This is a genomic window from Telluria sp. ZB4P34 (genome assembly GCF_059686055.1).
Genome location: NZ_JCASIF010000016.1, coordinates 17271 through 41748 on the forward strand (window position 1 = coordinate 17271; position 24478 = coordinate 41748).

The 24478-nt window shown below is 66.7% G+C and carries 23 protein-coding genes; 13 read left to right on the top strand and 10 right to left on the bottom strand.

Going from position 1 to position 24478, the window contains the following annotated elements; translation table 11 throughout:
• The first annotated feature begins 66 nt into the window (after positions 1–66).
• The 5 genes from AC56KL_RS19650 to AC56KL_RS19670 all read left to right on the top strand — a co-directional run bounded on the left by AC56KL_RS19650 (position 67) and on the right by AC56KL_RS19670 (position 5207).
• Positions 67–1827, top strand: coding sequence for an allantoate amidohydrolase (locus AC56KL_RS19650; RefSeq protein ID WP_497181918.1), 1761 nt, complete (start codon positions 67–69; stop codon positions 1825–1827).
• Between the two features lie 7 nt (positions 1828–1834).
• Complete coding sequence (locus AC56KL_RS19655) at positions 1835–2542, top strand: DUF3841 domain-containing protein (protein WP_497181857.1); 708 nt, start codon at positions 1835–1837, stop codon at positions 2540–2542.
• Positions 2543–2685: 143 nt separating this feature from the next.
• Entirely contained in the window at positions 2686–3270 is a 585-nt protein-coding gene (locus AC56KL_RS19660) for a porin family protein (RefSeq protein WP_497181858.1), read from the top strand.
• Between the two features lie 66 nt (positions 3271–3336).
• Complete coding sequence (locus AC56KL_RS19665; protein ID WP_497181859.1) at positions 3337–4575, top strand: sensor histidine kinase; 1239 nt, start codon at positions 3337–3339, stop codon at positions 4573–4575.
• A complete protein-coding gene (locus tag AC56KL_RS19670; RefSeq protein WP_497181860.1) occupies positions 4572–5207 on the top strand; it encodes a response regulator transcription factor in 636 nt (211 codons plus the stop codon). Before AC56KL_RS19665 ends, AC56KL_RS19670 begins: the two co-directional genes overlap by 4 nt.
• A 34-nt stretch (positions 5208–5241) precedes the next feature.
• Here AC56KL_RS19670 and AC56KL_RS19675 read toward each other — a convergent pair whose 3' ends face one another.
• The 8 genes from AC56KL_RS19675 to aptA form a co-directional block, all read right to left on the bottom strand.
• Positions 5242–5784 carry an MgtC/SapB family protein gene (locus AC56KL_RS19675; RefSeq protein WP_497181861.1) on the bottom strand — a complete coding sequence of 181 codons (543 nt, stop codon included), beginning with the start codon at positions 5782–5784 and terminating at the stop codon, positions 5242–5244.
• A 79-nt stretch (positions 5785–5863) separates the two neighbouring features.
• Positions 5864–7102, bottom strand: coding sequence for a Zn-dependent hydrolase (locus tag AC56KL_RS19680; protein ID WP_497181862.1), 1239 nt, complete (start codon positions 7100–7102; stop codon positions 5864–5866).
• 14 nt (positions 7103–7116) lie between these two features.
• A complete protein-coding gene (gene hydA / locus AC56KL_RS19685; RefSeq protein WP_497181863.1) occupies positions 7117–8508 on the bottom strand; it encodes a dihydropyrimidinase in 1392 nt (463 codons plus the stop codon).
• Positions 8509–8523: 15 nt separating this feature from the next.
• Positions 8524–10017: an NCS1 family nucleobase:cation symporter-1 gene (locus tag AC56KL_RS19690; RefSeq protein WP_497181864.1), complete on the bottom strand. Its 1494-nt coding sequence runs from the start codon at positions 10015–10017 to the stop codon at positions 8524–8526.
• A 163-nt stretch (positions 10018–10180) separates the two neighbouring features.
• Positions 10181–11458 (bottom strand): NAD-dependent dihydropyrimidine dehydrogenase subunit PreA, encoded by a 1278-nt coding sequence (gene preA / locus AC56KL_RS19695; RefSeq protein ID WP_497181865.1) that lies wholly within the window; start codon positions 11456–11458, stop codon positions 10181–10183.
• Positions 11446–12834, bottom strand: coding sequence for an NAD(P)-dependent oxidoreductase (locus AC56KL_RS19700; RefSeq protein WP_497181866.1), 1389 nt, complete (start codon positions 12832–12834; stop codon positions 11446–11448). Before AC56KL_RS19700 ends, preA begins: the two co-directional genes overlap by 13 nt.
• A 190-nt stretch (positions 12835–13024) precedes the next feature.
• Entirely contained in the window at positions 13025–14518 is a 1494-nt protein-coding gene (locus AC56KL_RS19705) for a CoA-acylating methylmalonate-semialdehyde dehydrogenase (protein ID WP_497181867.1), read from the bottom strand.
• Positions 14519–14534: 16 nt separating this feature from the next.
• A complete protein-coding gene (gene aptA, locus AC56KL_RS19710) occupies positions 14535–15851 on the bottom strand; it encodes an omega-aminotransferase AptA (RefSeq protein ID WP_497181868.1) in 1317 nt (438 codons plus the stop codon).
• A 225-nt stretch (positions 15852–16076) separates the two neighbouring features.
• Between aptA and AC56KL_RS19715 the strand changes: the two genes are divergently transcribed.
• From AC56KL_RS19715 to AC56KL_RS19740, 6 genes are all read left to right on the top strand, one after another.
• Positions 16077–17525: an aminotransferase-like domain-containing protein gene (locus AC56KL_RS19715; RefSeq protein ID WP_497181869.1), complete on the top strand. Its 1449-nt coding sequence runs from the start codon at positions 16077–16079 to the stop codon at positions 17523–17525.
• A 7-nt stretch (positions 17526–17532) separates the two neighbouring features.
• A complete protein-coding gene (locus tag AC56KL_RS19720; protein WP_497181870.1) occupies positions 17533–18177 on the top strand; it encodes a TetR/AcrR family transcriptional regulator in 645 nt (214 codons plus the stop codon).
• Positions 18178–18217: 40 nt separating this feature from the next.
• A complete protein-coding gene (locus AC56KL_RS19725; protein ID WP_497181871.1) occupies positions 18218–18781 on the top strand; it encodes a GNAT family N-acetyltransferase in 564 nt (187 codons plus the stop codon).
• A 164-nt stretch (positions 18782–18945) separates the two neighbouring features.
• Entirely contained in the window at positions 18946–19197 is a 252-nt protein-coding gene (locus AC56KL_RS19730; RefSeq protein ID WP_497181872.1) for a hypothetical protein, read from the top strand.
• 3 nt (positions 19198–19200) lie between these two features.
• Entirely contained in the window at positions 19201–20091 is an 891-nt protein-coding gene (locus tag AC56KL_RS19735; RefSeq protein ID WP_497181873.1) for a sensor histidine kinase, read from the top strand.
• Complete coding sequence (locus AC56KL_RS19740) at positions 20091–20861, top strand: LytR/AlgR family response regulator transcription factor (protein WP_497181874.1); 771 nt, start codon at positions 20091–20093, stop codon at positions 20859–20861. The genes AC56KL_RS19735 and AC56KL_RS19740 overlap by 1 nt, the downstream gene beginning before the upstream one ends.
• Before the next feature lie 18 nt (positions 20862–20879).
• Here AC56KL_RS19740 and AC56KL_RS19745 read toward each other — a convergent pair whose 3' ends face one another.
• Both AC56KL_RS19745 and AC56KL_RS19750 read right to left on the bottom strand, forming a co-directional pair.
• Entirely contained in the window at positions 20880–21551 is a 672-nt protein-coding gene (locus AC56KL_RS19745; protein WP_497181875.1) for a DUF2076 domain-containing protein, read from the bottom strand.
• A 143-nt stretch (positions 21552–21694) separates the two neighbouring features.
• Positions 21695–23062 carry a sugar MFS transporter gene (locus AC56KL_RS19750; protein WP_497181876.1) on the bottom strand — a complete coding sequence of 456 codons (1368 nt, stop codon included), beginning with the start codon at positions 23060–23062 and terminating at the stop codon, positions 21695–21697.
• 530 nt (positions 23063–23592) lie between these two features.
• Between AC56KL_RS19750 and AC56KL_RS19755 the strand changes: the two genes are divergently transcribed.
• Together AC56KL_RS19755 and AC56KL_RS19760 are read left to right on the top strand one after the other, a co-directional pair.
• Positions 23593–23721: a hypothetical protein gene (locus tag AC56KL_RS19755; protein WP_497181877.1), complete on the top strand. Its 129-nt coding sequence runs from the start codon at positions 23593–23595 to the stop codon at positions 23719–23721.
• A gap of 1 nt (position 23722) precedes the next feature.
• The gene (locus AC56KL_RS19760; protein ID WP_497181878.1) at positions 23723–24457 is read left to right on the top strand and encodes a GntR family transcriptional regulator; all 735 of its coding nucleotides are present in this window, start codon (positions 23723–23725) and stop codon (positions 24455–24457) included.
• The last annotated feature ends 21 nt before the right edge of the window (positions 24458–24478 follow it).

The window sequence follows — 24478 nt, forward strand, 5'->3', positions numbered from 1 at the left end:
CCAGGCGTATGAGCGGGAGAGCTCCCAGGATTTATCATCATTGACTCCACCGAGGCGATGCACACCATGACCACCCTGTCGGACCTGAACACCTGCGATGCCGGCGCCTTCGTCGACGCGTTGCGCGGCATCTACGAACACTCCCCCTGGATCGCCGAACGCACGGCGGGCCTGCGCCCGTTCGCCAGCGTGGCCGCCCTCAAGCAGGCCTTGCAGGCGGCAGTGTCCGGGGCCAGCGAAGACGAGCAATTGTCGCTGCTGCGCGCCCACCCCGAGCTGGCCGGCAAGGCCGCCATCGCAGGGGAACTGACGGCGGAATCCAGCGGCGAGCAGGCCGCTTCCGGCCTGGACCGCTGCAGCCCGGAAGAATACGCGCAGCTGCACGCACTGAATGCGCAGTACAGGGAGAAGTTCGGTTTTCCCTTCATCCTGGCGGTGAAAGGCCCGACGGGACGCGGCCTGACGCGTGCCGCCATCATCGCCAGCTTCGCGCGCCGCCTGAACAACACGCGCGCCGATGAAATGGCGGAGTGCCTGCGCCAGGTGCACCGCATCGCCGAAATCCGCCTGAACGAGCTGCTGGGCGTGCGGCACCTGTTCGGGCCGCAGGTGATGGATTGGGCCGAGACGCTCGGCGCGATCAGCGACAGCGTCGACGGCCTCACTTGCGCCTACATGAGCCCCGGCCACCAGCGTACGGCAAGCCAGCTGCGCGACTGGATGATCGAAGCCGGCATGGAAGCCCGCATCGATGCGGTCGGCAACGTGGTCGGGCGCTACGCGGCCGCGCAGCCGGATGCGAAGACCCTGATGACCGGCTCGCACTACGACACCGTGCGCAACGGCGGCAAGTACGATGGACGCCTGGGCGTCCTGCTGCCGATCGCCCTGGTGCGCCACCTGAACGAATGCGGCGAGCGCCTGCCCTTCCACCTCGAGGTGATCGGCTTCGCGGAAGAGGAAGGCGTGCGCTTTCGCAGCACCTTCCTGGGCAGCAGCGCCGTCACGGGCCGCTTCGCCCCAAGCCTGCTCGACCAGCGGGACGGCGAAGGCCTCACGATGCGAGAGGCCCTGCGCGCCGCCGGCCACGACCCGGCGGACGTCGAGACGATCGCACGCGACCCGGCGTCGCTATTGGGCTTCGTCGAAGTCCACATCGAGCAGGGACCGGTGCTGCTCGAACGGGCTCTGCCGGTGGGCGTGGTGACGGCGATTGCCGGCAGCTCGCGCTACCTGGTCGAACTCGCGGGCGTGGCCAGCCATGCGGGCACCACCCCGATGGGCATGCGCCGGGATGCCGCCGCCGCCGCGGCCGAGATCGTGCTGCTGGTGGAAGCGCGCTGCAGCGGACGCGGCTCGCTGGTCGGGACGGTGGGCCAGCTCGAAGTACCAGGCGGCTCGGTCAACGTGATCCCCGGCAGGTGCCGGCTGTCGCTCGACATCCGCGCGGCCAGCGATGAAGAACGCTTGGCGGCGGTGGACGACATCCTGGCCGGCATCGCTGCGATCTGCCGGCGGCGCGGTATCGAACAGACGCTGTCGAAGTTGGTGGAAGCGGATGCGGCGCCCTGCGCACGCCGCCTCATGGACCGGCTGGGCGCGGCCATCGAGGCCGCCGGCCTGCCGCGCTTCGACCTGCTGTCCGGCGCCGGGCACGACGCCATGGAGATGGCCAGGATTACGGAGGTCGCCATGCTGTTCACGCGCTGCGGGAATGGCGGCATCAGCCACAATCCGCTCGAGACCATGACGGCGGACGATGCCGAAGTGGCGGGAGAGGTGCTCCTGGACTTCCTGATGCATCTGCACCGTGCCGGCCCGGCATGACCCTCCCGTGAGCGGAACGAAGGTGCGCCTCTATTCGGTTCAGCCCCGCTTCATCTACGACGCCTTGTGTAGGGATGGTCGGTTCCTGCCGCGCCCAATGGACGCGGGTGATGAATGGGAGCAAGCAGATACGCCTCATGGGCGAGCCGCTTATGAATGGCTGTGCGGCGAGATGCAAGCGCGTGGCCTTGCCCGGCCCGACCCCGTGGCCTACCCTGTCTGGGCATGGCAGCAGTTCCGCGGAGTGCGAAATCCAAAACCCGACCTTCGGACAGTCAGACACTGGTGTGCAGGTGGGCGCGAAGTTTTGCTGACGCTGGAGGTTCCAGCCGACCAGGTCCTGCTGCACGATTACGAAGCCTGGCACTATGCGTTGAATCACTGGTACCTTGGCCCACAGAAAGCCAGCGACGTCTTTGAACGGCGATGCAAGGCAGCTGGGTTCCCTTTGTATTCCGGGGTTCCCTGCGGCGATCCGGACTTGCGTGCGGAATTGGAACATTCGTGGCAGACCATCTTCAACCTCAAGGCGGTCCGGCGCCTGATGCAGGAATCGGCAGCAGACCAGGTGGTGCAGGCCACATTCTGGGAGCTGCGCGTGGAGCATGTGCTTGAAGCGGTCGAGTTCGGACATGGACGGCCGTGTCAGCGGCTCATGTCATCGGGACGTTCCAGGGCAATCCAGGACAAACGCGCACTCGCTTCCATGAAGTGATTCGCGCGAACGTTCGGCCCGCCAGGACACCGTCTGACACATACGCATGACGAATGGCACATGCGGCCCGCGTGCCGCATCCCGACAATAGGTGTACACGCTGCATCTCGGTGACGCAGCGGACTACCTGAATCGGAAGCCACATGAACAAACTCGCATTTGCAGCAGCCCTCGCTCTTTTCACCAGTTTGCCCGCGCACGCTTACCAGGCGAGCGACACCCCCAGCTTCTACGCCGGCCTGGCGACTGGCCAAGGGAAATCGACCTTGGAGAACAGCGCCGGCGAACGCTTCAGCAGCAAGAATCATCCCCTGCCCGTCAAGGCCTATGGCGGCGTCAAGCTGAACGACACCCTGGCGCTGGAAGCCGGCTTTTCGGGCGCGACCGGCAAATACGAATTCGACCGCCGCCTGTATGGCAGTCCCACCGAACCGCAGCTGGCGTCGCATGCGTTCTACGTGGCCATGAAAGGGACGGTGGCGGTGAGCGACAGAGTCGACCTGCACGCCAAGCTGGGGGTGGCGCACAGTCGCTTCACCTTGACGGATGCGGGCACGAACGACCGCAAGTTCAGCGGCACCAAGCCGATGCTCGGCATTGGCGCCGCCTACAAGCTCACGGAAAACATGGCGGCCACGCTGGAGTTCGAGCACTATGGCACGGTCCGCGAGCACAAGAGCAAGCTGAGCCAGCGGAAGCTGCAGGCCGGCCTGAAGTTCGGCTTCTGACAGGCACCGGCCGGGCAGCGCCCGGCCTTCCGCTAGAATGCAGCACCTTCCATCCCCAGCGACGACATGACGCCCGAGCCGACCGCCAGCAAGCTTTCCCGCATCCCAACCTGGATGATGGCTGTCGCTGTCGCACTCCTGTTCGGCGGGCTGGACGCCTGGGCAGCGCTCAACTGGCGCATCTCGCTGCACAATCCGCTGGGCCTGTGGTCGGCCGCCATGACCGGCGACTGGCGCGGCAGCCTGAATCCGCGCGCTGTACCGCTGGCGGTCGAATTGTTCGCGGCATTAAAGGCGGCAGGATGCCTGCTGTTCGCGCTGCTCTCTGGCATGGCCTGCGTTGCCAGGACGATCCGGCGCCGCATGGTCCTGCTGGGGCTACTGGGCGCGTGCGCAGTGCTGCTGGATTCGCTGCCGCTGCACATGCTGGTCGCGGCGCACTTCGGCATGCTGCTTCCTCTACGCCGCGGCACCTGGATGCTGCTGGCGCAATACCTGGCGGGCGTCGCCGTGGACACCCTGCTGATACTGGACCTGGTCACGCGCCTGAACGAGCCGCCGCGCTGGTCGCTGCTTGCCTACGTGACGGCGGAGCGCGCCATCACGGTGGCGGGTTTCATCGTCGCGCGCCTGGTCCTGCGCGAGCACCGGATGCGGCAGTCGCTCGCGGCGGCGCATGCGCAGGTGCTCGCCACCCAGTCGCTGCTCGCGGAAACCGTGCGCGGTGCGGAACGCCTGCGCATCGCACGCGACCTGCACGATGCCGTCGGCCACCACTTGACGGCCCTGAACCTGCACCTGGACCTGGCGCTGCGCCAAGCCCGCGACGCTGCGCCGCCTGCCCTGCATACGGCGCGCGACGCCAGCGGCACGCTGCTCGCCCAAGTACGCAACGTGGTCTCGAGCAGCCGCCAGGACCAGTCCATCGACCTGGCGCAGGCCATTCGCCTGCTGGGTGACGGGATTCCGGGCATGGCAATCAGCGTGCGCGTCGACGCGGCGGCGGGTTGCTATCCCGCGCCGGTAGCGCATGCCCTGTTCCGCTGTATCCAGGAAGGGGTAACCAATGCCCTGCGCCATGCCCATGCGCGCCGGCTGGATATCGTACTGCGCGAGGAAGACGGCGCGACGGTGGCGCAGGTGCTCGACGATGGCTGCGGCAAGCCGGGCCTGGTCGAGGGCAATGGGCTACGCGGCATCCGTGAACGGCTGGCGGACCTGGACGGCGAGCTGCGCTACGGCCCACGGGTCGGCGGCGGCTTCGCGCTCGAACTGCGCCTGCCGCGCGAAGCGGTGACGGCATGATCCGCGTGGCGCTGGCCGACGACCAGACCCTGGTGCGCAGCGGCATCCGCGGCCTGCTCGACCTGACCGATGACATCCGCGTGGTGGCCGAAGCGGCGGATGGCGTCGAGGCCAGGCAGGTGCTGGAGCGCACGCCGGTCGACGTCCTGCTGCTCGACGTGCGCATGCCCGGCTGCGGCGGTGTCGACCTGCTGCGCCTTCACGGCAGCGCCCTGCCGCCGGCGATCATGCTGACCACCTTCGACGACGACGACGCCCTGTTCGACGCCATGCGCCTGGGCGCGCGCGGCTTCGTGCTCAAGGATATCTCACTCGAGCGCCTGGCCGACGGCATCCGGACGGTGGCGCGAGGGGGTACGCTGTTCCGGCCGGCGTTGACGGAGCGCATCCGTTCCTCTTTTACGCGCAGCGATGCGGCCGATGGAGCTGCCGCCCCTGTCCACGTGCTCACGCAGCGCGAAACCGAAGTACTGGCCCTGGTGGCTGCGGGCCTGAGCAACGGCGAAATCGCTGCCCACCTGGGCGCCAGCGAAGGCACCGTGAAGAACCACGTTTCCAGCATCCTGTCGAAGCTGGGCGTGCGCGATCGGGTGCGCGCGGTATTACGCGGCATCGAACTGAGCCTGATCTGAGCTGACGGACATCACCGCGATGGCCGGCGAGGCGTTACTCGGCTTCTTCCGTGGCCTTGGTGGAACGCCCGTCAGCAGCCTGCCGCTCCTCCTTCGTCGGGAGCAGTTCCTTCCTTGGCGTCAGGCGCAGGATCGCCAGGATCGCGAGGGCAAACAGCGCGCTCAGCACGGCCGTGGCTTCACGTCCCATGCCGGCCGCGATGCCGACGGCGGCGGTCAGCCATACGCTGGCGGCCGTCGTGACGCCTTTGATATCGTCATGTTTCGTATGCTTGAGGATGGCGCCCGCGCCAATGAAGCCGATGCCCGCCGTGACGCCCTGCAGGACGCGCGACAGGTCGCCGACGTTCATCCCCGCCTGCAAGGGAATCAGGACGAACAGTGCAGCCCCCAGCGACACCAGCATGTGCGTCCGCAGGCCGGCCGAGGCCCCGACGGACTCGCGCTCGTAGCCGAGCAAACCGCCGAGGACAACCGCCACCAGCAGGCGCACGACGATGCGGGTGATGTCCTCCACATTGCCCAAATCCGAAAATTCCTGCTGTATTGTCAGCCAGCTCCGTTCGATCCAATCCATGCCGCTCCTCCAGAATCACGTGGAGATCATGCCATTCAAACAAGAACAGCAGCGCCACGCTGATCGGCAAGGGGTGGTCTTACTTGGCAATGCCTGCCCTGTCCAGCATCGCATGCAGCAGCACGTTGCAGCCGGCCTCGAGGTGCGCCGGCTGGGCATCTTCGATTTCGTTATGGCTGATCCCATCCTTGCAGGGCACGAAGATCATGCCGGACGGCGCCACGCGCGCCGCGTAGATCGCGTCGTGACCGGCGCCCGAGACCACGTCCATGGTCGAATAGCCCAGCTTTTCCGTCGCCGCGCGCACGGCGTTCACGCAGTCCGGGTGGAAGGGGCAAGGCGGGTAATAGGACACCCGCTCGAGCTCAACGGTGAGGCCGCTGTCCTTGCGCGCCTGCGCGACGAAGGCCAGCATCTCCTCGTGCATGGTGTTCAGCAATTCGTCGTTCACGTTGCGCAGGTCGACGCTGAACTTCACCTGTCCGGGAATCACGTTGCGGCTGTTCGGGAACACCTGCACCATGCCCACCGTCCCGCGTCCGTAGGGCGGGTAGCGGTTCGCGATGCGGACGACTTCCTGCATGATCGTGGTGGCCACCTGCAGCGCGTCGCGCCGCAGTCCCATCGGCGTGGGACCAGCGTGCGCTTCCATGCCCGTCACCGTGCAGTCGTACCACGACAGGCCCATCACGGCCGGCACCACGCCGATCACCTTGCCGGCGTCCTCCAGCACCGGTCCCTGTTCGATGTGGGTCTCGAAATAGGCGCCGATGGGGTGTTTGCCCGGCACTTCGTCGCCCAGGTAGCCGATGCGTTCCAGCTCCTCGCGTACGCTCTTGCCGTCGACGTCCCTGGCCGCGTAGGCCGTCTCCAGGCTGAATGCACCGCAGAAGACGCCCGAACCCATCATCACCGGCACGAAGCGCGAGCCTTCTTCGTTGGTCCAGAAAGCGACTTCGATCGGCGCCTCGGTCTGGATGCCCCGGTCGTTCAGGGTGCGCACCACTTCCAGCCCGGCCAGCACGCCGTAGTTGCCGTCGAACTTGCCGCCGGTGGGCTGGGTGTCCACGTGGCTGCCGGTGACGATCGGGAACAGCGAGGGATTGCGTCCTTCGCGCCGCATGAAGACGTTGCCAATCCGGTCGACCGTGACTTCGAGCCCGGCCTCGCGTCCCCACTGCACGACCAGGTCGCGGCCCTGGCGGTCCAGGTCCGTCAGGGCCAGGCGCTTGACCCCGCCCTTCGCGGTGGCGCCGATCGCGGCCAGGTCCATCAGCGACTGCCACATGCGCTCTCCATTGATACGCAGTTCGTCCATGCCGGTTTCCTCGCTCAGGCAACGGTTGCAGTGAAAGCGGGACGCTCGATGTAGCGCCCGGCCCCGGCTTCGGCGCGCAGCGCACCGCACTCGAACACCAGCTTGCCGGCCGCCACCGTATGGGTCGGCACGCCGCGCACGGTGCGGCCCTCGAACACATTGAAGCCACCCTTGGCGTGCTGGGTCTGGGCGGAGATCGTGCGGCTGCCGCTCGGGTCCCAGACCACGATGTCGGCATCCGCCCCCACTGCGATGACGCCCTTGCGAGGATACATGTTGAAGATCTGGGCAGCGTTGGTCGACGTGACGCGCACGAACTCCGAGGGGGTCAGCAGGCCCGTGTTCACGCCGGCGTCCCAGACCACGGCCATGCGTTCCTCGACGCCGCCGCAGCCGTTCGGAATCCTGGTGAAATCGTCCTTGCCGGCCGCCTTCTGCTCGGCGCAGAAAGTGCAGTGGTCGGTGGCGGTGGTGTGCAGGTTCCCGCCCTGCAGCCCCTGCCACAGCGCCTGCTGGTGATGGCGGCTGCGAAACGGCGGGCTCATGACGTGGCCGCGCGCGAAGTCCGGGTCCGGGTGGCGGTACACGCTGTCGTCGATGACGAGGTGGCCCGCCAGCGCTTCACCGTACACGCGCTGCCCCCGGGCGCGCGCCCGGGTGATCGCCTCGAGCGACTCGGCGCAGGACACGTGCACGATGTAGACCGGGGTGCCGAGCACGCCCGCGATGGCGATTGCCCGGTTGGCGGCTTCCGCTTCCACCTCGGGCGGGCGCGACAGCGGGTGCGCTTCGGCGCCGCGGATGCCCTTCGCCAGCAGCTCCTGCTGCAGCTGGTAGACCAGCTCGCCGTTCTCGGCGTGGACGGTCGGGATCGCGCCCAGTTCCAGCGCGCGGCGGAAACTCCTCACCAGGGTTTCGTCGTCGGCCATGATCGCGTTCTTGTAGGCCATGAAGTGCTTGAAGCTGTTCACGCCGTGCTCACGCACCAGCACGCCCATTTCCTCGTGCACCGACGCGTCCCACCAGGTCACGGCCACATGGAAGGTATAGTCGCCGGCCGACTTTTCGGCCCAGCCGCGCCAGGTGTGAAAAGCTTCCAGCAGCGACTGTTTCGGGTCGGGAATTACGAAGTCCATGATGGTGGTGGTGCCGCCCGCCAGGCCAGCGGCGGTGCCGGTGAAAAAGTCGTCGGCCGTGACGGTGCCCATGAAGGGCAGCTGCATGTGGGTGTGGGTGTCGATCCCGCCCGGCATCACGAACTGGCCGCCGGCGTCCACGATCGTGGCCTTGGCCGGCGCTTCTAGCTTCTCCCCCACCGCCACCACCTTGTCGCCGACACAGAGCACGTCGGCGCGAAAGGCACGGTCGGCGTTCACCACGGTGCCGCCACGGATCATCGTTGTCATGCTTTCTCCCCTTGTCTAGGATTGGTGTGCCGCGAGGGCCGGGACGCGATGGCTTTTCATCATGGCGCCGTAGACGACGGCAGCGATGGCGACGCCGACGAACCATGCATAGGTATAGATGGTCTTGAACGCCTCGCCGACGTCCGGGAAGGCGTTCGGGAAGGCGGCATGCAGGAAGCCGGGAATATTCGGCAGCACGCCCAGCACGAAGGCGACGATGGCCGCCGTGTTCCAGCCGTTCCCGTACGAGTAGATGCCGTCGTCGCGGTACATCTGGCCGACGTCGAGGCGGGTCCTGCGCACCAGGTAGTAGTCGACGATCAGGATGCCGGCGATGGGCCCGAGCAGCGCGGAATAACCGACCAGCCAGGTGAAGATGTAGTTCTGGGTCGTCTCCAGGATCTTCCAGGGCATCATCACCAGGGCCAGGCCGGCCGTGATGTAGCCGCCCAGCCGATAGCTGATGGCGCGCGGCGCCAGCGCCGAGAAGTCATAGGCCGGGCCGACCAGGTTGGCGGCCAGGTTGACGCTCACGGTGTCGATCAGCAGCACGATCAGGGCCACCAGCACGGCCACCCCTTCCATGCGGCTGGCCAGGTCCACCGGGTCCCACAAGGCCTTGCCGTACAGGACCACGGTGGCCGAGGTGACGATCACCGCCAGGGCGGCCAACAAGCCCATCGGGACGGGCAGGCCGACGGTCTGGCCGACTATCTGGTCGCGCTGGGTCCTGGCGAAGCGCGTGAAGTCCGGGATGTTGAGCGCCAGCGTGGCCCAGAAGCCGATCATGGCTGTCAGCGAAGGCCAGAACACCTGCCAGAACTGCCCTGCCTTCGGCCCACCCTCCACGAAGGCCGATGGACGGTCGAGCAGTGGGCCGAACCCGCCGGCGCGCTCGTACACCCACCATAGCAACACGAAGCAGATCGCGATCTTCAGAGGCGCGGTCCAGGTTTCGAGCTTGCGGATCGATTCGATCCCGTGCACGATGAAGTAGAGCTGGATCGCCCAGAAGGCCAGGAAGCACAGCAGCTGCGCCAGGTTGATGCCCAGGCCCGCGATCGGCGCGCCGCCGATCGGTGCACCGTTCAGCACGCCCAGCAGCGTGTAGATCATGCTGCCGCCGAACCAGGTCTGGATGCCGTACCAGCCGCAGGCCACGATGGCGCGCATCAGGGCCGGCAGCTTGGCGCCGCGGGTGCCGAAGGAGGTGCGCGCCAGCACGGCGTAGGGAATGCCGTACTTGGTGCCGGCGTGGCCGATCAGGAGCATCGGCACCAGCACGATGGCGTTGGCGAGGAAGACCGTCCACACGGCCTGCCAGGCCGACATGCCGGATTCGATCAGGCTGCTCGAGAGCGTATAGGCGGGAATGCACATCACCATGCCGACCCATAGCGCGGCGAAGTGGTACCAGCGCCAGGTGCGCTGCGCGGCCGTGGTCGGAGCCAGGTCGTGGTTCCAGAGTTCGGAGCTGGCGCCGGCGGGCGCGTCGTGGTGCGTGGTCACGGTGGGACTCTCCTCGTCGGTTGCAGCTGGTGCAGCCGAGTGTAGCGCAAACGTCAATACGCTTGTATTTCGTAGGGTGGTCGGCTATGCCGACCGCGCGTTCAAATGACATATGCCGTCACGCGGGCACCCGTTGAACGCGCGGCCGGCGAAGCCGGCCACCCTACGTAACAACTTCGGCCCGCGGATTACGCGGATCCTGCGTCCAGTTCATGTAAGGCTTGCCCGTCTCCTGCGGCACCATGGCGATGCAGGCCTCCACTGGACAGGTGATTTCGCACAGGTTGCAGCCCACGCACTCTGCCTCGATCACCTCGTAGCGGCGCTTGCCGGCGTCATCCACCGCGCGCGCGATCGCCTGGTGCGAGGTGTCCTCGCAGGCCACGTAGCACTTGCCGCAGCCGATGCACTTGTCCTGGTCGATCCGGGCGATCACCTGGTAGTTCATGTCCAGGTACTTCCAGTCGGTGGTGTTCGGCACCGCCTTGCGCGAGAACGCGGCGATGTCGGCGTAGCCCTTGCTGTCCATCCAGCGCGACAGGCCGTCCTTCATCTCCTCGACGATGCGGAAGCCGTGCAGCATCGCGGCCGTGCACACCTGCACGCTGCCGGCGCCCAGCGCGATAAACTCGGCCGCGTCGCGCCAGTTGCCGATGCCGCCGATGCCCGAGATCGGCAGCTTGCGCGTAGCAGGGTCGCGCGCGATCTCGGCCACCATGTTCAGCGCGATCGGCTTGACCGCCGAGCCGCAATAGCCGCCGTGGGTGCTGGCCCCGCCCACGATGGGGTAGGCCACCATGCGGTCGAGGTCGAGGTGGGTGATCGAGTTGACCGTATTGATCAGCGAGACGGCGTCCGCACCACCGGCCAGCGCCGCGCGCGCCGGGTGGCGCACGTCGGTGATGTTCGGGGTCAGCTTGACGATCACCGGCAGGCGCGTGTGCTTCTTGCACCAGCTTGTCACCATCTGCACGTAGTCCGGCACCTGGCCCACCGCCGCGCCCATGCCGCGCTCGGGCATGCCGTGCGGGCAGCCGAAATTCAGTTCGATGCCGTCGGCGCCGGTGGCTTCCACCAGCGGCAGGATCGCCGCCCACGGCGCTTCCTCGCAGGGCAGCATCAGCGAGACGATCAGGGCGCGGTCCGGCCAGTCCTTCTTGACCTGGGTGATCTCGCGCAGGTTGATTTCCAGGCTGCGGTCGGTGATCAGCTCGATGTTGTTGAAGCCGATGACCTCGCGGTTCTTGCCGTAGTGGGCCGAGTAGCGCGAGGACACGTTGACGGCTGGCGGGTCTTCGCCCAGGGTCTTCCACACCACGCCGCCCCAGCCTGCCTCGAAGGCGCGCACCACGTTATAGGCCTTGTCGGTGGGCGGCGCCGAGGCCAGCCAGAACGGGTTCGGGCTCTTGATGCCGCAGAAATCGATGCTCAGGTCGGCCATGCTGCCTCCGTAATGGTTCCAGTGCGTGCCTGGATGTCTTCGTGGATCGCCAGGGCGGCCAGCTTGCCGTGCTGGACGGCCTGCACGGTGAGGTCCTGTCCCGGCGCGACGCAGTCGCCCCCCGCGTAGATGCCCGGCAAAGCGGTGCGGAAGCGATCGTCGATCCGGATGCGGTCGCCGTCTCGCGCGAGTTCGCGCGCCAGCGGCTCCTGCAAACCCTCTTCGCCCATGCTCTGCCCAATGGCCTTGAACACGGCCTCGGCGGCGATCTCGATGAAGCCGCCGGTACGCACCAGCCGGCCCTCTTCCATGCGGGTCTGCTCGAAGCGCATGCCGGCCACCAGGCCGCTTTCATCGAGCAGCACTTCGAGCGGCGCCGCCCAGGTGCGGATGCGCACGAAGTTCGCCTTGGCGATCGCGATCTCGTGGCCGGTCGCGCTCATCGATTCCAGGCCGCGGCGGTAGACCAGGGTCACGTCTTCGGCGCCTAGGCGCTTGATCTGCACCGCCATGTCGATGGCCGTATTGCCGGCGCCGATCACCACCGCGCGGCGCGGCACCGGCAAGCTGGACAGGTCGTCCGCCTGGCGCAAGGCGGCGATATAGTCGATGGCCGCCATCAGGCCGGGCGCATCCTCGCCCGTGAGGCCGAGCGCGCGACTGGCCTGCAGGCCGATGCCGAGGAAGACCGCGTCGTAGCGCGTGTGCAGCTCGGCCAGGCTGAGGTTCTCGCCCAGCCTGCGGCCGTACTCGATGTGGATGCCGCCGATCGACATCAGGAAGTCCACCTCCTGCTGTGCGAAGTCGCCCGGCAGCTTGTACCTGGCGATGCCATATTCGTTCAGCCCGCCCGCTTTCGGACGGGCCTCGAACACGACCACGTCGTTGCCCAGCATGGCGAGGCGGTGGGCGCAGGACAGCCCGGCCGGCCCGGCGCCCACCACGGCGATCACCTTGCCGGTGGAGGGAGCGCGCCGGAACGGATGGCCAGTGAAGCGCGCATTGTCGATCGCATAGCGCTGCAGCAGGCCGATGCGCACCGGCTCGCGTTCAAGCGGGTTGTTGCGCACGCAGGCGTGCTCGCACAGGATCTCGGTGGGACACACGCGGGCGCAGCTGCCGCCGAAAATGTTGGCCTGCAGGATGCCGTGCGCCGCGCCATCGATGTTCCCGTCGTGGATGTTCTTGATGAAGCTGGCGACGTCGATGCCGGTCGGGCAGGCGTTCATGCAGGGAGCGTCGTAGCAGTAAAGGCAGCGCGCCGCCTCGACGGCGGCCTGGCGCGCCGTGAGCGGCGGCGCCAGGTCGGTGAACTGCGCGGCCAGTTCGCCGCTCGACCCCGCCGCGGGCGGCAGGTGCTGGAGTGACTCGATCATGTGCATCCCTTCTTCTTGTAGTCGACAATGCCCGGCGTAGAGAAATGCATTTTTTTAGGGCGGTCGGGGGCGCGCAGCCGGCTTGCCGACCGCGCGTTCAACTCTTTGCTGAACAGCGTAGCGGCAGATCGGCAGCCTCCTGAACGCGCGGTCGGCAAAGCCGACCACCCTACGCATCGAGGTGCTATTGCTACTTCATCTGCGGGAAAGCGAATTCCGGCCCGCCGCTGGCGGCGCTGGGCCAGCGCTCCATCACCGCCTTGTGGCGGGTGTAGAAGCGCACGCCTTCCGGACCATAGGCATGGTGGTCGCCGAACAGGCTGCGCTTCCAGCCGCCGAAGCTGTTGAAGGCCATCGGCACCGGCAGCGGCACGTTCACGCCGACCATGCCGGCCTCGATCTGGCGCACGAACTCGCGCGCCACGCCGCCGTCGCGGGTAAAGATGGCCACGCCGTTGCCGTACTCGTTGGCGTTGATGAGTTCCACCGCGCGCCCCACGTCGGGCAGGCGCACCACGCACAGCACCGGGCCGAAGATCTCTTCCCGGTAGATCGTCATGTCGGGCGTGACGTGGTCGAACAGGGTGCCGCCGACAAAAAAGCCGTTCGGGCAGCCGTCCACGCGGTAGCCGCGGCCGTCGACCACGAGGGTCGCGCCCTGCTCCACGCCCTGGCCGATCAGGCCTTCGATGCGTTCCTTGGCGGCCGCGCTGACGACCGGACCCATCTCGGCGCCCTCGGCCATGCCGTCGCCGACCTTCAGTTGCCTGGTACGTTCGGCCAGTGCGGCCACCAGCCGGTCGCCCGCGTCGCCGATCGCCACCGCCACCGAGATCGCCATGCAGCGTTCGCCCGCCGAGCCATAGGCCGCGCCGATGAGCGCATCGACCGCCATGTCCATGTCGGCGTCCGGCATCACCACCATGTGGTTCTTGGCGCCGCCCAGGGCCTGCACGCGCTTTCCCTTGCTCGCGCCGCGGGCGTAGATGTATTCGGCGATCGGGGTCGAGCCCACGAAACTGATGGCCTGCACGTCGGGGTGGTCAAGCAGGGCATCGACCGCCACCTTGTCGCCCTGGACCACGTTGAACACGCCGTCCGGCAGGCCGGCTTCCTTCAGCAGCCGGGCATGCAGCAGCGACGGCGACGGATCGCGTTCGGATGGCTTCAGCACGAAGGTATTGCCGCACGCGATCGCGACCGGGAACATCCACATCGGCACCATCACCGGGAAATTGAAGGGCGTGATGCCGGCCACCACGCCGAGCGGCTGGCGCATCGACCAGGCATCGATGCCGCGGGCGATCTGGTCGGTGAACTCGCCCTTGAGCATGTGTGGAATGCCGACCGCGAATTCCACTACCTCGATGCCGCGCGCGACTTCGCCTTGTGCATCGGCGAAGGTCTTGCCGTGTTCGCGCACCACCATGGCGGCGAAGTCATCCAGATGCTGCTGGCACAGCTGCAGGTACCTGAACAGGACGCGCGCGCGCGCCAGCGGCGGCGTGGCGGCCCAGGCCGGGAAGGCGCCAAGGGCGGCGCACACCGCCGCGTCCACATCGCGCGGCTCGGCCAGCGCGACCCGCGCGCAGGGCTCGCCGCGCGCCGGGTTGTAGACGTCGCCCTGGCGCATGCCTTCCGCGTGCGTTTCCCGGCCGTTGATGAAGTGCGAAATGATGGTCATGACTCGGTTTCCATCCTTAGTCCAGGTTCTTGAGAATGTTGGCCAGCTTGCCGAACAGCTCGTCGATGTGCTGCTTGTTCAACACCAGCGGCGGCGACAGCGCAATGATGTCGCCCGTCACGCGGATCAGGATGCCGTCCGCAAAGGCTTTCTTGAAGACGCTGTAGGCGCGTGCGCCTGGCGCACCTGGAATGGGTTCGAGCTCGATGCCGGCCACCAGGCCGATCGAGCGCAGGTCGATCACGTGCGGCAGGCCGCGCAGCGCATGCAGCGCGTCCTCGAAATAAGGCTGGACCGAGGCCGCATTCTCGATGACGCCCTGTTCGCGGAATACGGCGAGCGTGGCCAGTGCGGCGGCGCAGGCCAGCGGGTGGCCCGAGTAGGTGTAGCCGTGGAACAGCTCGATGCCGGCCGGCGCTTCCATGAAGGTGTCGTGGATGAAGCGCTTCGAGAACACGGCGCCCATCGGCACCACGCCATTGGTCAGGCCCTTGGCCGTGGTCATCATGTCCGGTTCGACGCCGAAATAGTCACTGGCAAAGGGCGTGCACAGGCGGCCGAAACCGGTGATGACCTCGTCGAAGATCAGGAGGATGCCGTGCCTGTCGCAAATCTCGCGCAGGCGCTTCAGGTAGCCCTTGGGCGGCACCAGCACGCCGGTGGAACCGGACACCGGCTCGATGATGACGGCCGCGATGGTGGAGGCATCGTGCAGCGTCACCAGGCGTTCCAGCTCGTCGGCCAGTTCCGCGCCGAAGTCCGGTTCGCCGCGCGAGAAAGCATTCTTGAGCAGGTTGTGCGTGTGCGGCAGGTGGTCCACGCCCGGCAGCAGCGGACCGAAGCTCTTGCGGTTGTTGCCGATGCCGCCCACCGACAGGCCGCCGAAACCGACACCGTGGTAGCCGCGCTCGCGGCCGATCAGGCGCGTGCGCCCGCCCTCGCCGCGCGCCTTGTGGTAGGCCAGCGCGATCTTCAGGGCGGTGTCCACCGCCTCGGAGCCCGAGTTGGTGTAGAACACGTGGCCGAACTTGTGGCCCGTGTATTCCATCAGTTCTTCGGCCAGGTCGAAGGCGGCCGGGTGCCCCATCTGGAAGGTAGGTGCGAAGTCGAGCTGGCCGACCATCTCGCTGACCGCCTGCGTGATGCGCGGCTGGGCATGGCCGCAGGGCACGCACCAGAGGCCGGCGGCGCCGTCGAGCACGCGCTTGCCGTCGACATCCTTGTAATACATCCCTTCGGCTGAGACCAGCAGGCGTGGACTGGCCTTGAAGTCGCGGTTATTCGTGAAGGGCATCCAAAACGACGACATCGACTTGGGCCTGGACTCGTTCATGCGTCTCTCCCCGCCTTAAAGGCGAAATTTTTACCATTTGGCAAAATATTGATCAATAATAGTCAGCAAGGCAACACCGGCACAGATACACCGAGGGCAAAACCGGCCAACCGTACAGGCCAGCTGACCTGTACAGTGTTCAACCCCGTGCGTGGAGTGGTGACAATGGAAGAAGCTGTGTTAACAGAAGTCATTCCTTGTGAAAGCTTGCGGTCGGCGACCAGTATGGCAGCAGCTGCGGCCTGGCCCCTGCTCGCCATCGATCGGAACCGGCGCGGCAGCCTGGTCGACCAGATCGTCGGGACTATCTCGGCGATGGTAAACGAGCGCCAGCTCGCTGCCGGTACGAAAATGCCATCGGTTAGACAATTCGCAAAGTGCAATGGCGTCAGCACATTCACCGTGGTGGAAGCCTACGAGCGCCTGCACCAGCTGGGGCTGCTGTCTTCGCGGCGCGGCGCCGGTTTTTACGTGACGCGCAGCTTGCCCCAGACGCAGTGCGCGCCCGAAGCGCCACCTCCCGGCCTGCAATCCGAGATCGACGCCCTCGCTCCCGATTTGTACAGCGGCCAGGGCGAAGCCCTGCCGGTCGGCGCCGGCTGGCTGCCGCCCGAGTGGTATGGCGAAAGCACCATCCTCGATGCCGTACGCCATGCGATGAAGATCCCGGCCGGCCGCCTGCGCGGCTACGGTCATCCGCTTGGCTTTCCGGCCTTGCGGCAGCACCTCGCCAGCACCCTGTCGAGCGAACTGTTTGCCGTCGAACCCGACCAGGTGCTGCTCACCAACGGCGCCACCCACGCCTTCGACCTGGTGCTGCGCACCCTCACCCGGCCCGGCGACGTGGTGCTGGTCGAAGACCCCGGCTACAGCAACCTGCTGGCGCTGGTGCGCCACCACGGCTGCATCCCGGTGGGCATCGCGCGCCTTGAAGCCGGGCTGGACATGGAAGAGCTGGCGCGCCAGGCGGCGCTGCTGCGTCCCAAGCTCATGTTCGTCAACACGGTGCTGCAGAATCCCCTCGGCACCTCGCTGTCGCAAGCCCAGGCGCACCGCCTGCTGGGGCTGGCCGAGCAGTTCGATTTCTGGCTGGTGGAAGACGATATCTACCGCGAACTGGCGCAGCCCGGCGACGCCTCCCTGGCGGCCATGGACGGCCTGCGCCGCGTGATCCGGGTCGGCAGCTTTTCCAAGACCCTGTCGCCGGTGCTGCGGGTCGGCTCGCTGTGCGCCTCGCGCTCGCTGGCGCCGGAACTGCTGCGCGTGAAGATGGTGGCCGGCCTCACCACCTCGGAGATCAACGAGCGCGCCGTATTCCATGCGACCGGCACGCGCGGCTACCGCCGCATGGTCGAGCGCCTGGCCGCCCAGCTGGGCGATGCGCGCGAGCGCACCCTGGATGCGTTGCGCGAAGTGGGGATGCGCCCGCTGGCGCATCCGCGCGGCGGCATGTTCGTCAGCGCCGGCTGGACGGCCGAGCAGCTGCGGCCCACGGCGGCGCGCAATAGCCGCAGCATTGCCGACGCCGCCCTCAAGGCCGGCATCCTGCTGGCGCCGGCCGAATTCTTCACGCAGCGCGCACCTGGCAGCATCTGGTTCCGCTTCAATGCCGCCTACGCGGCCAATCCGCAACTGCTCGACTTCCTGCGCACTTTTTTGCCCAACCGGCGCTGAGGACCCTATGGACATCCATGTCACCGACAACGCTTCCGCGAGCGCCAGACGGCGCGACAGGGTGGAAGGCGCGATCCTCGCCGCCGCGACCCGCCTGTTCGCCGAATGCGGCTTCGAAGGCACGAGCATCGCCGCCGTCGCCGAACGGGCCGGCATCTCGAAGCAGAACCTGCTCTACTACTTTCCCACCAAGCCCAGCCTGTACGAACGCGTGCTCGACGAGGTCCTCGACGACTGGCTCGAACGCATGGCCCACCTGGCCGAGGCACAGGGCGAGCCGGCCGACGTACTGCGCGCCTACGTCGCCGCCAAGCTGCGTTTCTCGCGCGAGCAGCCCTGGGCCTCGCGCGTGTATGCGATGGAAGTCATCGGCGGCGCCAAGTTCTACGGCGAGCAGATCCGCGCGCGCGTGGTGCCCCTGCTGCGCCGCGATATCGCGGTGTTCGAGCGCTGGATGGCGGACGGCCGCATCGCCCGTGTCGACGCCACCCACCTGTTGTTCGCGCTGTGGGCCATGACGCAGTCGTACGCCGACTTCGCCGCCCAGATGACACTGGTGCTGGACAAGCCTGAACTGGGCGCGGGCGACTTCGAGGATGCCGAACGCCTGATCGGCGACCTGGTTGTGCGGGCGCTGGCCTCTGCCGGCTGAGGTAGGCGGCCAGGGCGCCGGCGGTGTTATCATTTGCGCCATGTCCAGCTATCCCACGCCCATCCTCACGACCAACCGCCTCACCTTGCGTCCCTTGACGATGGCGGATGCGCCGGACCTGTTCGACGTTTTCTCCGACCCTGCCGTGGTGCGCTACTGGAGCGCGGAGCCGTGGACCTCGCTCGCCTTCGCGGAAAGCGCCATCGCGCGTGCGCTCGATGCCTACCGCGCGCAATCGGAAGTGCGCTTCGGGATCGAGCTGGCCGAGACCGGCGCCATGATCGGCACCGTCAACCTGCACCACTTCTTCCCGCAGAACCGCCGCTGCGAACTGGGCTATGCGCTCGGCAGTGTCCACTGGGGCAAGGGCTATGCGACCGAAGCGCTGGAGGCGGCCCTCGACTACGGCTTCCACGAGCTGCGCCTGAACCGGGTCGAGGCCGACATCGACCCGCGCAATGCAGCATCGGGCGCGGTGCTGGAACGGCTGGGCTTTCGCAAGGAAGGCTACATGCCCGAACGCTGGTTCGTGCATGGCGAGATGGCCGACACGATCAACTACGGGCTGCTGCGCAGCTACTGGGACGCGCGCGGCCGGGCCTGAGGGCATCGAAGGCGCGCCAGCTCTCCCTAGGGGGATAGCTGGCTGCCCGCTTATCCGTCCTCGCTGCCGCCAAACCCGGGAATTCGACCGTTCGTCGGATCGGCATGGCGCGCTGCCCATCCAGGGCCTACAGTAGCGCCATCAACTCAACCGAAGGACGACACATGAAACCCTCCCGCTTTGATTCGTTCATGACCGACATGAAAGACATCGCCCGCCAGGCCAACCGTGCCCTGCGCTCGGGCGCGCGCACCCTGGCATCCCTGTCGTGGCCCTCGCTGCTGGCGGTCTCGATCGGCCTGGCCCTGGTGCTGAGCATCGTACCGCTCGCGCTTACCCTGTTCGTCGCTTTCCTGCTCCTGAAACTCGCCGCCGCGGCCCTGTTCGGCCGCCGCCCTGCCCAGATCGTGGAGTAAGCCATGACCGCCGCTCCGATCAACCGTGCACTCGACTTCGTGCGCGAAGCAGTCAGCGAAGCGAGCACCCTGTGGTGGAGCTTCTTCGACTGGCTGGCCCTGGTCGAGTGGCGCAAGCTGTACGTGACCTGGTTCCTGGTCTTCATCTTCGGCATCTCGTTCCAGCTCACCGAACCGGCCGTGTGGTTCATCCTGATCTCGTTCGGCGTCAAGGTGCTGGCCGGCGGCAAGCGGCGCGCCGAACTCACCGCCCACGAAGCGGCCGACAAGGCCAACGTGGCCACCCTCGAGCGCCGCCTGATGGAAGCGCAGATGGCCACGCTGCAGGCCCAGGTGGAGCCGCACTTCCTGTTCAACACGCTGGCCCTGATCGGCCAGCTGATCGAAACCGACCCGAAGGAAGCGGCGCGCGTGCATGCGCACCTGATCGAATACCTGCGCTCCTCGCTGCCGCAGATGCGGTCGGGCGGCGGCGGCACGCTCGGCAAGCAGGTCGAACTGTCGCGCGCCTACCTGGCCATCATGCAGGCGCGCATGAAGGAGCGCCTTGCGGTACGCTTCGAGGTGCCCGACTTCCTCGGCAGCGCGCCCTTCCCGCCGATGATGCTGCAGACCCTGATCGAGAATTCGATCAAGCATGGGCTGGAGCCGAAGGTCAGCGGCGGCACCATCACCGTGCGCGCCCACGTCGACGTCGCCACGCTGCACGTGGACGTGTGCGACGACGGCGTCGGCATCGACGTCCATGCCGACGAAGGCGTGGGCCTGGCCAACATCCGCGAGCGCCTGGCCCTGCTGTACGGGAAGGATGCCGAACTGGTGATCGAAATGCCTGCAAGCGGCGGGGCGTGCGCATCGATCCGCCTGCCTTACCGGATGACGGAGTTCGACTGATGAGTCAAGGTATGCCGACCGCCCTGATCGCCGACGACGAGGCGCCGATGCGCGACCAGTTGCGCATGCGCCTGGCGGAGGCCTGGCCCGAGCTGCGCATCGTGGCCGAAGCCGCCAACGGCGCCGAGGCGCTGGAGCTGGCCGCGCTGCACAAGCCCGACATCGCCTTCCTCGACATCCGCATGCCCGGCATGGGCGGCATCGACGCGGCGCGCCAGCTCTACGACCGCTGCCACATCGTGTTCGCCACCGCCTACGACCAGTACGCGCTCGACGCCTTCGAACAGGGCGCGATCGACTACCTGCTCAAGCCGGTGACGCCGGCGCGGCTGCAGACGAGCTGCGAACGCCTGCGCGCGCGCCTGACACGCGCGCCGCAGGACATCGGCGCGCAGCTCGCCGAGCTGGGCGCCCTGCTCAAGGGCGGCGCCGCCCCGAAGCCGAACTACCTGCGCTGGATCCAGGCCCAGGTCGGCGGCAGCCTGCGCATGGTCAGCACCCGCGAGGTGCTGTTCTTCCAGGCGGACGACAAGTACACCTGCGTGCAGACCGCCACCGCCCAGCTCCTGATCCGCAAGACGCTCAAGGAACTGGCGGACGAGCTGGACCCGGACGAGTTCTGGCGCATCCACCGCTCGACCTTGGTGCGGGTGGATACGATCGCCGAAGTCTTCCGCGACATGCGCGGCCGGCAGATGATCAAGCTGCGCAACTTCCCTGGCGAGCTGGAAGTGAGCCGCAACCACGGGCACCTGTTCCAGCAGATGTGATGCTTTCCCGGTAGAGAATCAGCCGAACAGGCCGTCGTCCGAACCGTCGCCGTCGAAGAAGCCGCCGTTGCCGTCCAGGCCACTCTCCTCCCCCAGCAGGCTGTCGCCGCTGCCGATGTCGCCCAGGCCGGCCTGGTCGGCCAGCGCACTGCCCGACAGCTCAGCGCTTCCCGTCAGGTTTTCACCGCCCAGCAAGTGGGCGCCGCCGTGGCCGTCGTGGTCATGGAACATATTGTCGAGGCCGTGGAACAGGAAGCTGCCCGCCGCCACGCCGGCAGCAGTGGCCGCGATCGAGCCGAGCAATCCGCCCCCTCCTCCGCCACGCAGCAAGCCGCCCATGCCACGTCCGAAGCCCATCGAACCCGGCATGGCGTGCTGGTAGTGCATGTGGTGGGAGTGCGGGTGGCTGACCTGCCTGCGGTTGCTCCAGGAATAGGGATCGAGGAATCCGCCGCGCTTGTCGTGTTGTTGCGGGAGCAGCTGGCTTTCCAGCGTGGCGATCTGGGCCCGAGCGCTGTCGAGGGCCTGCTCCATCAGGAGCACGCGCTGCACGAGCAGGTAGGCCGCATCGGGTTGCTGGGCAACCGCGCGCTGGATGAGCGCGTCGGCCTCGGGGTCTTTCTGGATGCCGCGGGCCTGGATGAGCTGGGCGAGGAAATCATGCAGTTTCTGGGTGTCGGATGGGCTCATGCTGGTGCTCCTCATCGAAAACGTGATCACTTCTGCATGTTGTGCATACCCGGACGTTTTCAAGACCACATCAGTAGACATCCACGAGGAGCCCAGCAGATGCCCAGCAGTGAGATGAGCACCTTGACTGCCGGGTTGAATTGCTACTCCACGGTCGATGAGCCGGGCCGCACCGGAGCAGCCGTCCGCGTCCAGCTCCGCAACGTGTGGCCCTTGCTCGCGTAAAACAGGATCAGGGCATAGCACGGCAGCATGACCAGATAGGCGGATTGCGGATCCAGCGCATCCGAAAAATGGCCGTAGGCGATGGGCAGCAAGGCGCCTCCGGCCACGCCCATCACGAGCAGGGCCGATCCGGCCGCCGTGTATTTTCCCAGCCCCTCCAGGGCCAGGGGCCAGATCGCCGGCCACACCAGCGCATTGGCCAGGCCGAGCAAGGCCAGGTACATCACGGACTCCGGCACCGGCGGCACGCCGGCCCATCCCAGCAGGATGCGCGCAAGCGCCGTATCGCTCGGTGAGCCGAACAGGACGCCGCCGGTAAACAGCAAGCCGAGCAGGGCCGACAGCATCAGGGCCGTCTTTTGCGCCAGCAGGCGCGGAATCGCCACGATCCCGACCAGGTAACCGAGCGCCATGAAGCCCATGGTGTAGGACGTCAGCACGCCGAACTCCTTCACGTTCAGGTGCTGGCCGTAGAGGCCGATGGTGTCGCCTGCGATCACTTCCACGCCGACGTAGGCGAACAGGGCAAGGGCGCCCAGCACGAGCTGGGGGAACTGCAGCACACCGAAGCGGCGCACCGTGACCTCGTCCGCATCCTTTTCGGGCGCGATCTCGCGCAGCGTCGAGAAGTGGACGATCACCATGATGGCCAGCAGGCCGGCCGCCATGGCCAGGTAGGGAAGCACCAGGCGCGTTGCCAGTTCGGCCCGCAGGGCGTCCTTCTGCGCCAGGCTCATGCTCTCGAGCGCGGTGTCCGACACATCGCCGACACCGGACAGCATCAGCGAAGCGAACACGAGCGGCACGACGATGCCGGCGCCCTTGTTGAACAGTCCCATGATGCTGATGCGCATGGCTGCGCTCTCGCGCGAGCCGATGCACACGAGGTAAGGGTTGACCGCGGTCTGCATCAGCGTGGCGCCGGAGGCCAGTGTAAACAGGGCCAGCAGGAACAAGGGATAGGCGGCGCTGCGGGCAGCCGGGATGAACAGCAAGGCGCCGAGCGCCATGATGCCCAGGCCCAGCGTCATGCCGTGCTTGTAGCCGACCCGGTCCAGCACCGCGGCCGAAGGCAGGGCCATCACGGTATAGGCGATGTAGAAGGCAAAGGTAACGAACAGGGCCTGGAAATTGCTGAGGTCGCAGACGATCTTGAGATAGGGAATCAGGGAACCGTTGAGCCAGGTGACAAACCCGAGGATGAAGAACAGCATGCCGACGAACAGCATGGCCACCACCACTTCCTTTGTCGAACCGCTTGCCGAACCTGCTCCGTCTCGCTTCATGGCTACCCTCATGGAAAATAGATACGGCATGCCGCAACCCTATCCAGGGGCGCCTGCCGGATGCGTAAAAAGCCCCCATGGCGCCGCGAAGCGCCACGAGGGAACTCACAGGGGAGACACCGTGAGCATTCAAACGGAATCGCCGGCGGCGCAGGCTTGCACGCCGCGAACACCAAGGATCAGGCACCGGCGAAGTTATGGTACCAAAACATAAATATATAAGCCACTGGTTATTACCAATTTACGAAAATTCGCGTCTAGGGGTATTTGGACTCACATCGGGATGTCATTTGGTCGCGCAATCCAGCTCCATCGACTGCCCCTTGCTCCGATAGCTTCCCACCATCCGCATCGGCCAAATCCGCCCCACAGGCCACTCTCCCCTAGAGACCGGCGCCTTGTTGCATGGATGCCGGCCGGCTGACGGAACGTATCCCATCCTCAACAAACATCTACAATACCAGTTAAATACCGATTGACTAGTCGGTACTGTCCACCCTATAGTTTCTCTACCTCATTGCAGAAAGTTCATGATGATTGGATCCCTCGTTGGCATGAAGGGCGGTGGCGACGACACGCCAGCGCCCAGGGTCACGGTCCTTGCCCCCACCTGGCGAGCGCCCCTGCCCCCGGCGCTCGACCACCTGGGCCGGCAGTAGCATGGACGAGGAATTGCAGGCCTTCCGACCCGATCCGACGGATGTGACGCCCCTGTACATCCAGCTGGCGAACAAGCTGGCAAATGCGATCGGCACCGGGCGCTGGCGCCCCAACGAAGCCCTGCCCTCGGAACGCATGCTGTCCAGCATGCTCAACATTTCCCGCGTCACCGCGCGCAAGGCAACCGACCTGCTGTGCGAACGGGGCGTGCTGACCCGGGTCCGTGGCTCGGGCACCTACATCACGCCCAAGCTCGAGCAGCCCTTGTCGCGGCTGTCCAGTTTTTCCGAGGAACTCAGCCTGCGCGGCGCCAAGGCCGGCTCGATCTGGCTGGCGCGCGAGACCGGCGCCGCCACGCCGCTCGAAATGCTGTCCCTGGGGCTGTCGCCGAACATGCCGGTGGTCCGGCTCAAGCGCCTGCGCACGGCGGACGAGATCGTCATGGCGATCGAGACCTCCACCATCCCGGCCATCCACATCCCGGACCCGGAGGCGGTCGGCGATTCGCTCTACGACTATTTCGACGGGCGCGGCATCCATCCGGTGCGCGCCCTGCAGCACATCCGCGCAGTGAACGCCAGCGCCGCGCAGGCGCGCCTGACCTCGCTGCCGGCCAACGCCGCGATGCTGCACATCACCCGGGTGAGCTACCTCGCTTCCGGCGCGGCCGTCGAGCTGACCCATTCGTATTTTCGCAGCGACTACTACGGTTATGTCACCGAAACCCATCGCTGAGGCGGCCCCCGCCCGACCATG

What these genes read in the sequence shown, in the direction of transcription:
- AC56KL_RS19755 (WP_497181877.1), top strand. Translation starts at nt 23,593, where the DNA reads ATGATGATTGGATCCCTCGTTGGCATGAAGGGCGGTGGCGACGACACG.
- preA (WP_497181865.1), bottom strand. Translation starts at nt 11,458, where the DNA reads ATGGCCGACCTGAGCATCGATTTCTGCGGCATCAAGAGCCCGAACCCG.
- AC56KL_RS19760 (WP_497181878.1), top strand. Translation starts at nt 23,723, where the DNA reads ATGGACGAGGAATTGCAGGCCTTCCGACCCGATCCGACGGATGTGACG.
- AC56KL_RS19700 (WP_497181866.1), bottom strand. Translation starts at nt 12,834, where the DNA reads ATGATCGAGTCACTCCAGCACCTGCCGCCCGCGGCGGGGTCGAGCGGC.
- AC56KL_RS19745 (WP_497181875.1), bottom strand. Translation starts at nt 21,551, where the DNA reads ATGAGCCCATCCGACACCCAGAAACTGCATGATTTCCTCGCCCAGCTC.
- AC56KL_RS19740 (WP_497181874.1), top strand. Translation starts at nt 20,091, where the DNA reads ATGAGTCAAGGTATGCCGACCGCCCTGATCGCCGACGACGAGGCGCCG.
- AC56KL_RS19705 (WP_497181867.1), bottom strand. Translation starts at nt 14,518, where the DNA reads ATGACCATCATTTCGCACTTCATCAACGGCCGGGAAACGCACGCGGAA.
- AC56KL_RS19680 (WP_497181862.1), bottom strand. Translation starts at nt 7,102, where the DNA reads ATGGACGAACTGCGTATCAATGGAGAGCGCATGTGGCAGTCGCTGATG.
- AC56KL_RS19665 (WP_497181859.1), top strand. Translation starts at nt 3,337, where the DNA reads ATGACGCCCGAGCCGACCGCCAGCAAGCTTTCCCGCATCCCAACCTGG.
- AC56KL_RS19730 (WP_497181872.1), top strand. Translation starts at nt 18,946, where the DNA reads ATGAAACCCTCCCGCTTTGATTCGTTCATGACCGACATGAAAGACATC.
- AC56KL_RS19650 (WP_497181918.1), top strand. Translation starts at nt 67, where the DNA reads ATGACCACCCTGTCGGACCTGAACACCTGCGATGCCGGCGCCTTCGTC.
- AC56KL_RS19660 (WP_497181858.1), top strand. Translation starts at nt 2,686, where the DNA reads ATGAACAAACTCGCATTTGCAGCAGCCCTCGCTCTTTTCACCAGTTTG.
- AC56KL_RS19675 (WP_497181861.1), bottom strand. Translation starts at nt 5,784, where the DNA reads ATGGATTGGATCGAACGGAGCTGGCTGACAATACAGCAGGAATTTTCG.
- AC56KL_RS19715 (WP_497181869.1), top strand. Translation starts at nt 16,077, where the DNA reads ATGGCAGCAGCTGCGGCCTGGCCCCTGCTCGCCATCGATCGGAACCGG.
- AC56KL_RS19735 (WP_497181873.1), top strand. Translation starts at nt 19,201, where the DNA reads ATGACCGCCGCTCCGATCAACCGTGCACTCGACTTCGTGCGCGAAGCA.
- AC56KL_RS19670 (WP_497181860.1), top strand. Translation starts at nt 4,572, where the DNA reads ATGATCCGCGTGGCGCTGGCCGACGACCAGACCCTGGTGCGCAGCGGC.
- hydA (WP_497181863.1), bottom strand. Translation starts at nt 8,508, where the DNA reads ATGACAACGATGATCCGTGGCGGCACCGTGGTGAACGCCGACCGTGCC.
- aptA (WP_497181868.1), bottom strand. Translation starts at nt 15,851, where the DNA reads ATGAACGAGTCCAGGCCCAAGTCGATGTCGTCGTTTTGGATGCCCTTC.
- AC56KL_RS19720 (WP_497181870.1), top strand. Translation starts at nt 17,533, where the DNA reads ATGGACATCCATGTCACCGACAACGCTTCCGCGAGCGCCAGACGGCGC.
- AC56KL_RS19725 (WP_497181871.1), top strand. Translation starts at nt 18,218, where the DNA reads ATGTCCAGCTATCCCACGCCCATCCTCACGACCAACCGCCTCACCTTG.
- AC56KL_RS19750 (WP_497181876.1), bottom strand. Translation starts at nt 23,062, where the DNA reads ATGAAGCGAGACGGAGCAGGTTCGGCAAGCGGTTCGACAAAGGAAGTG.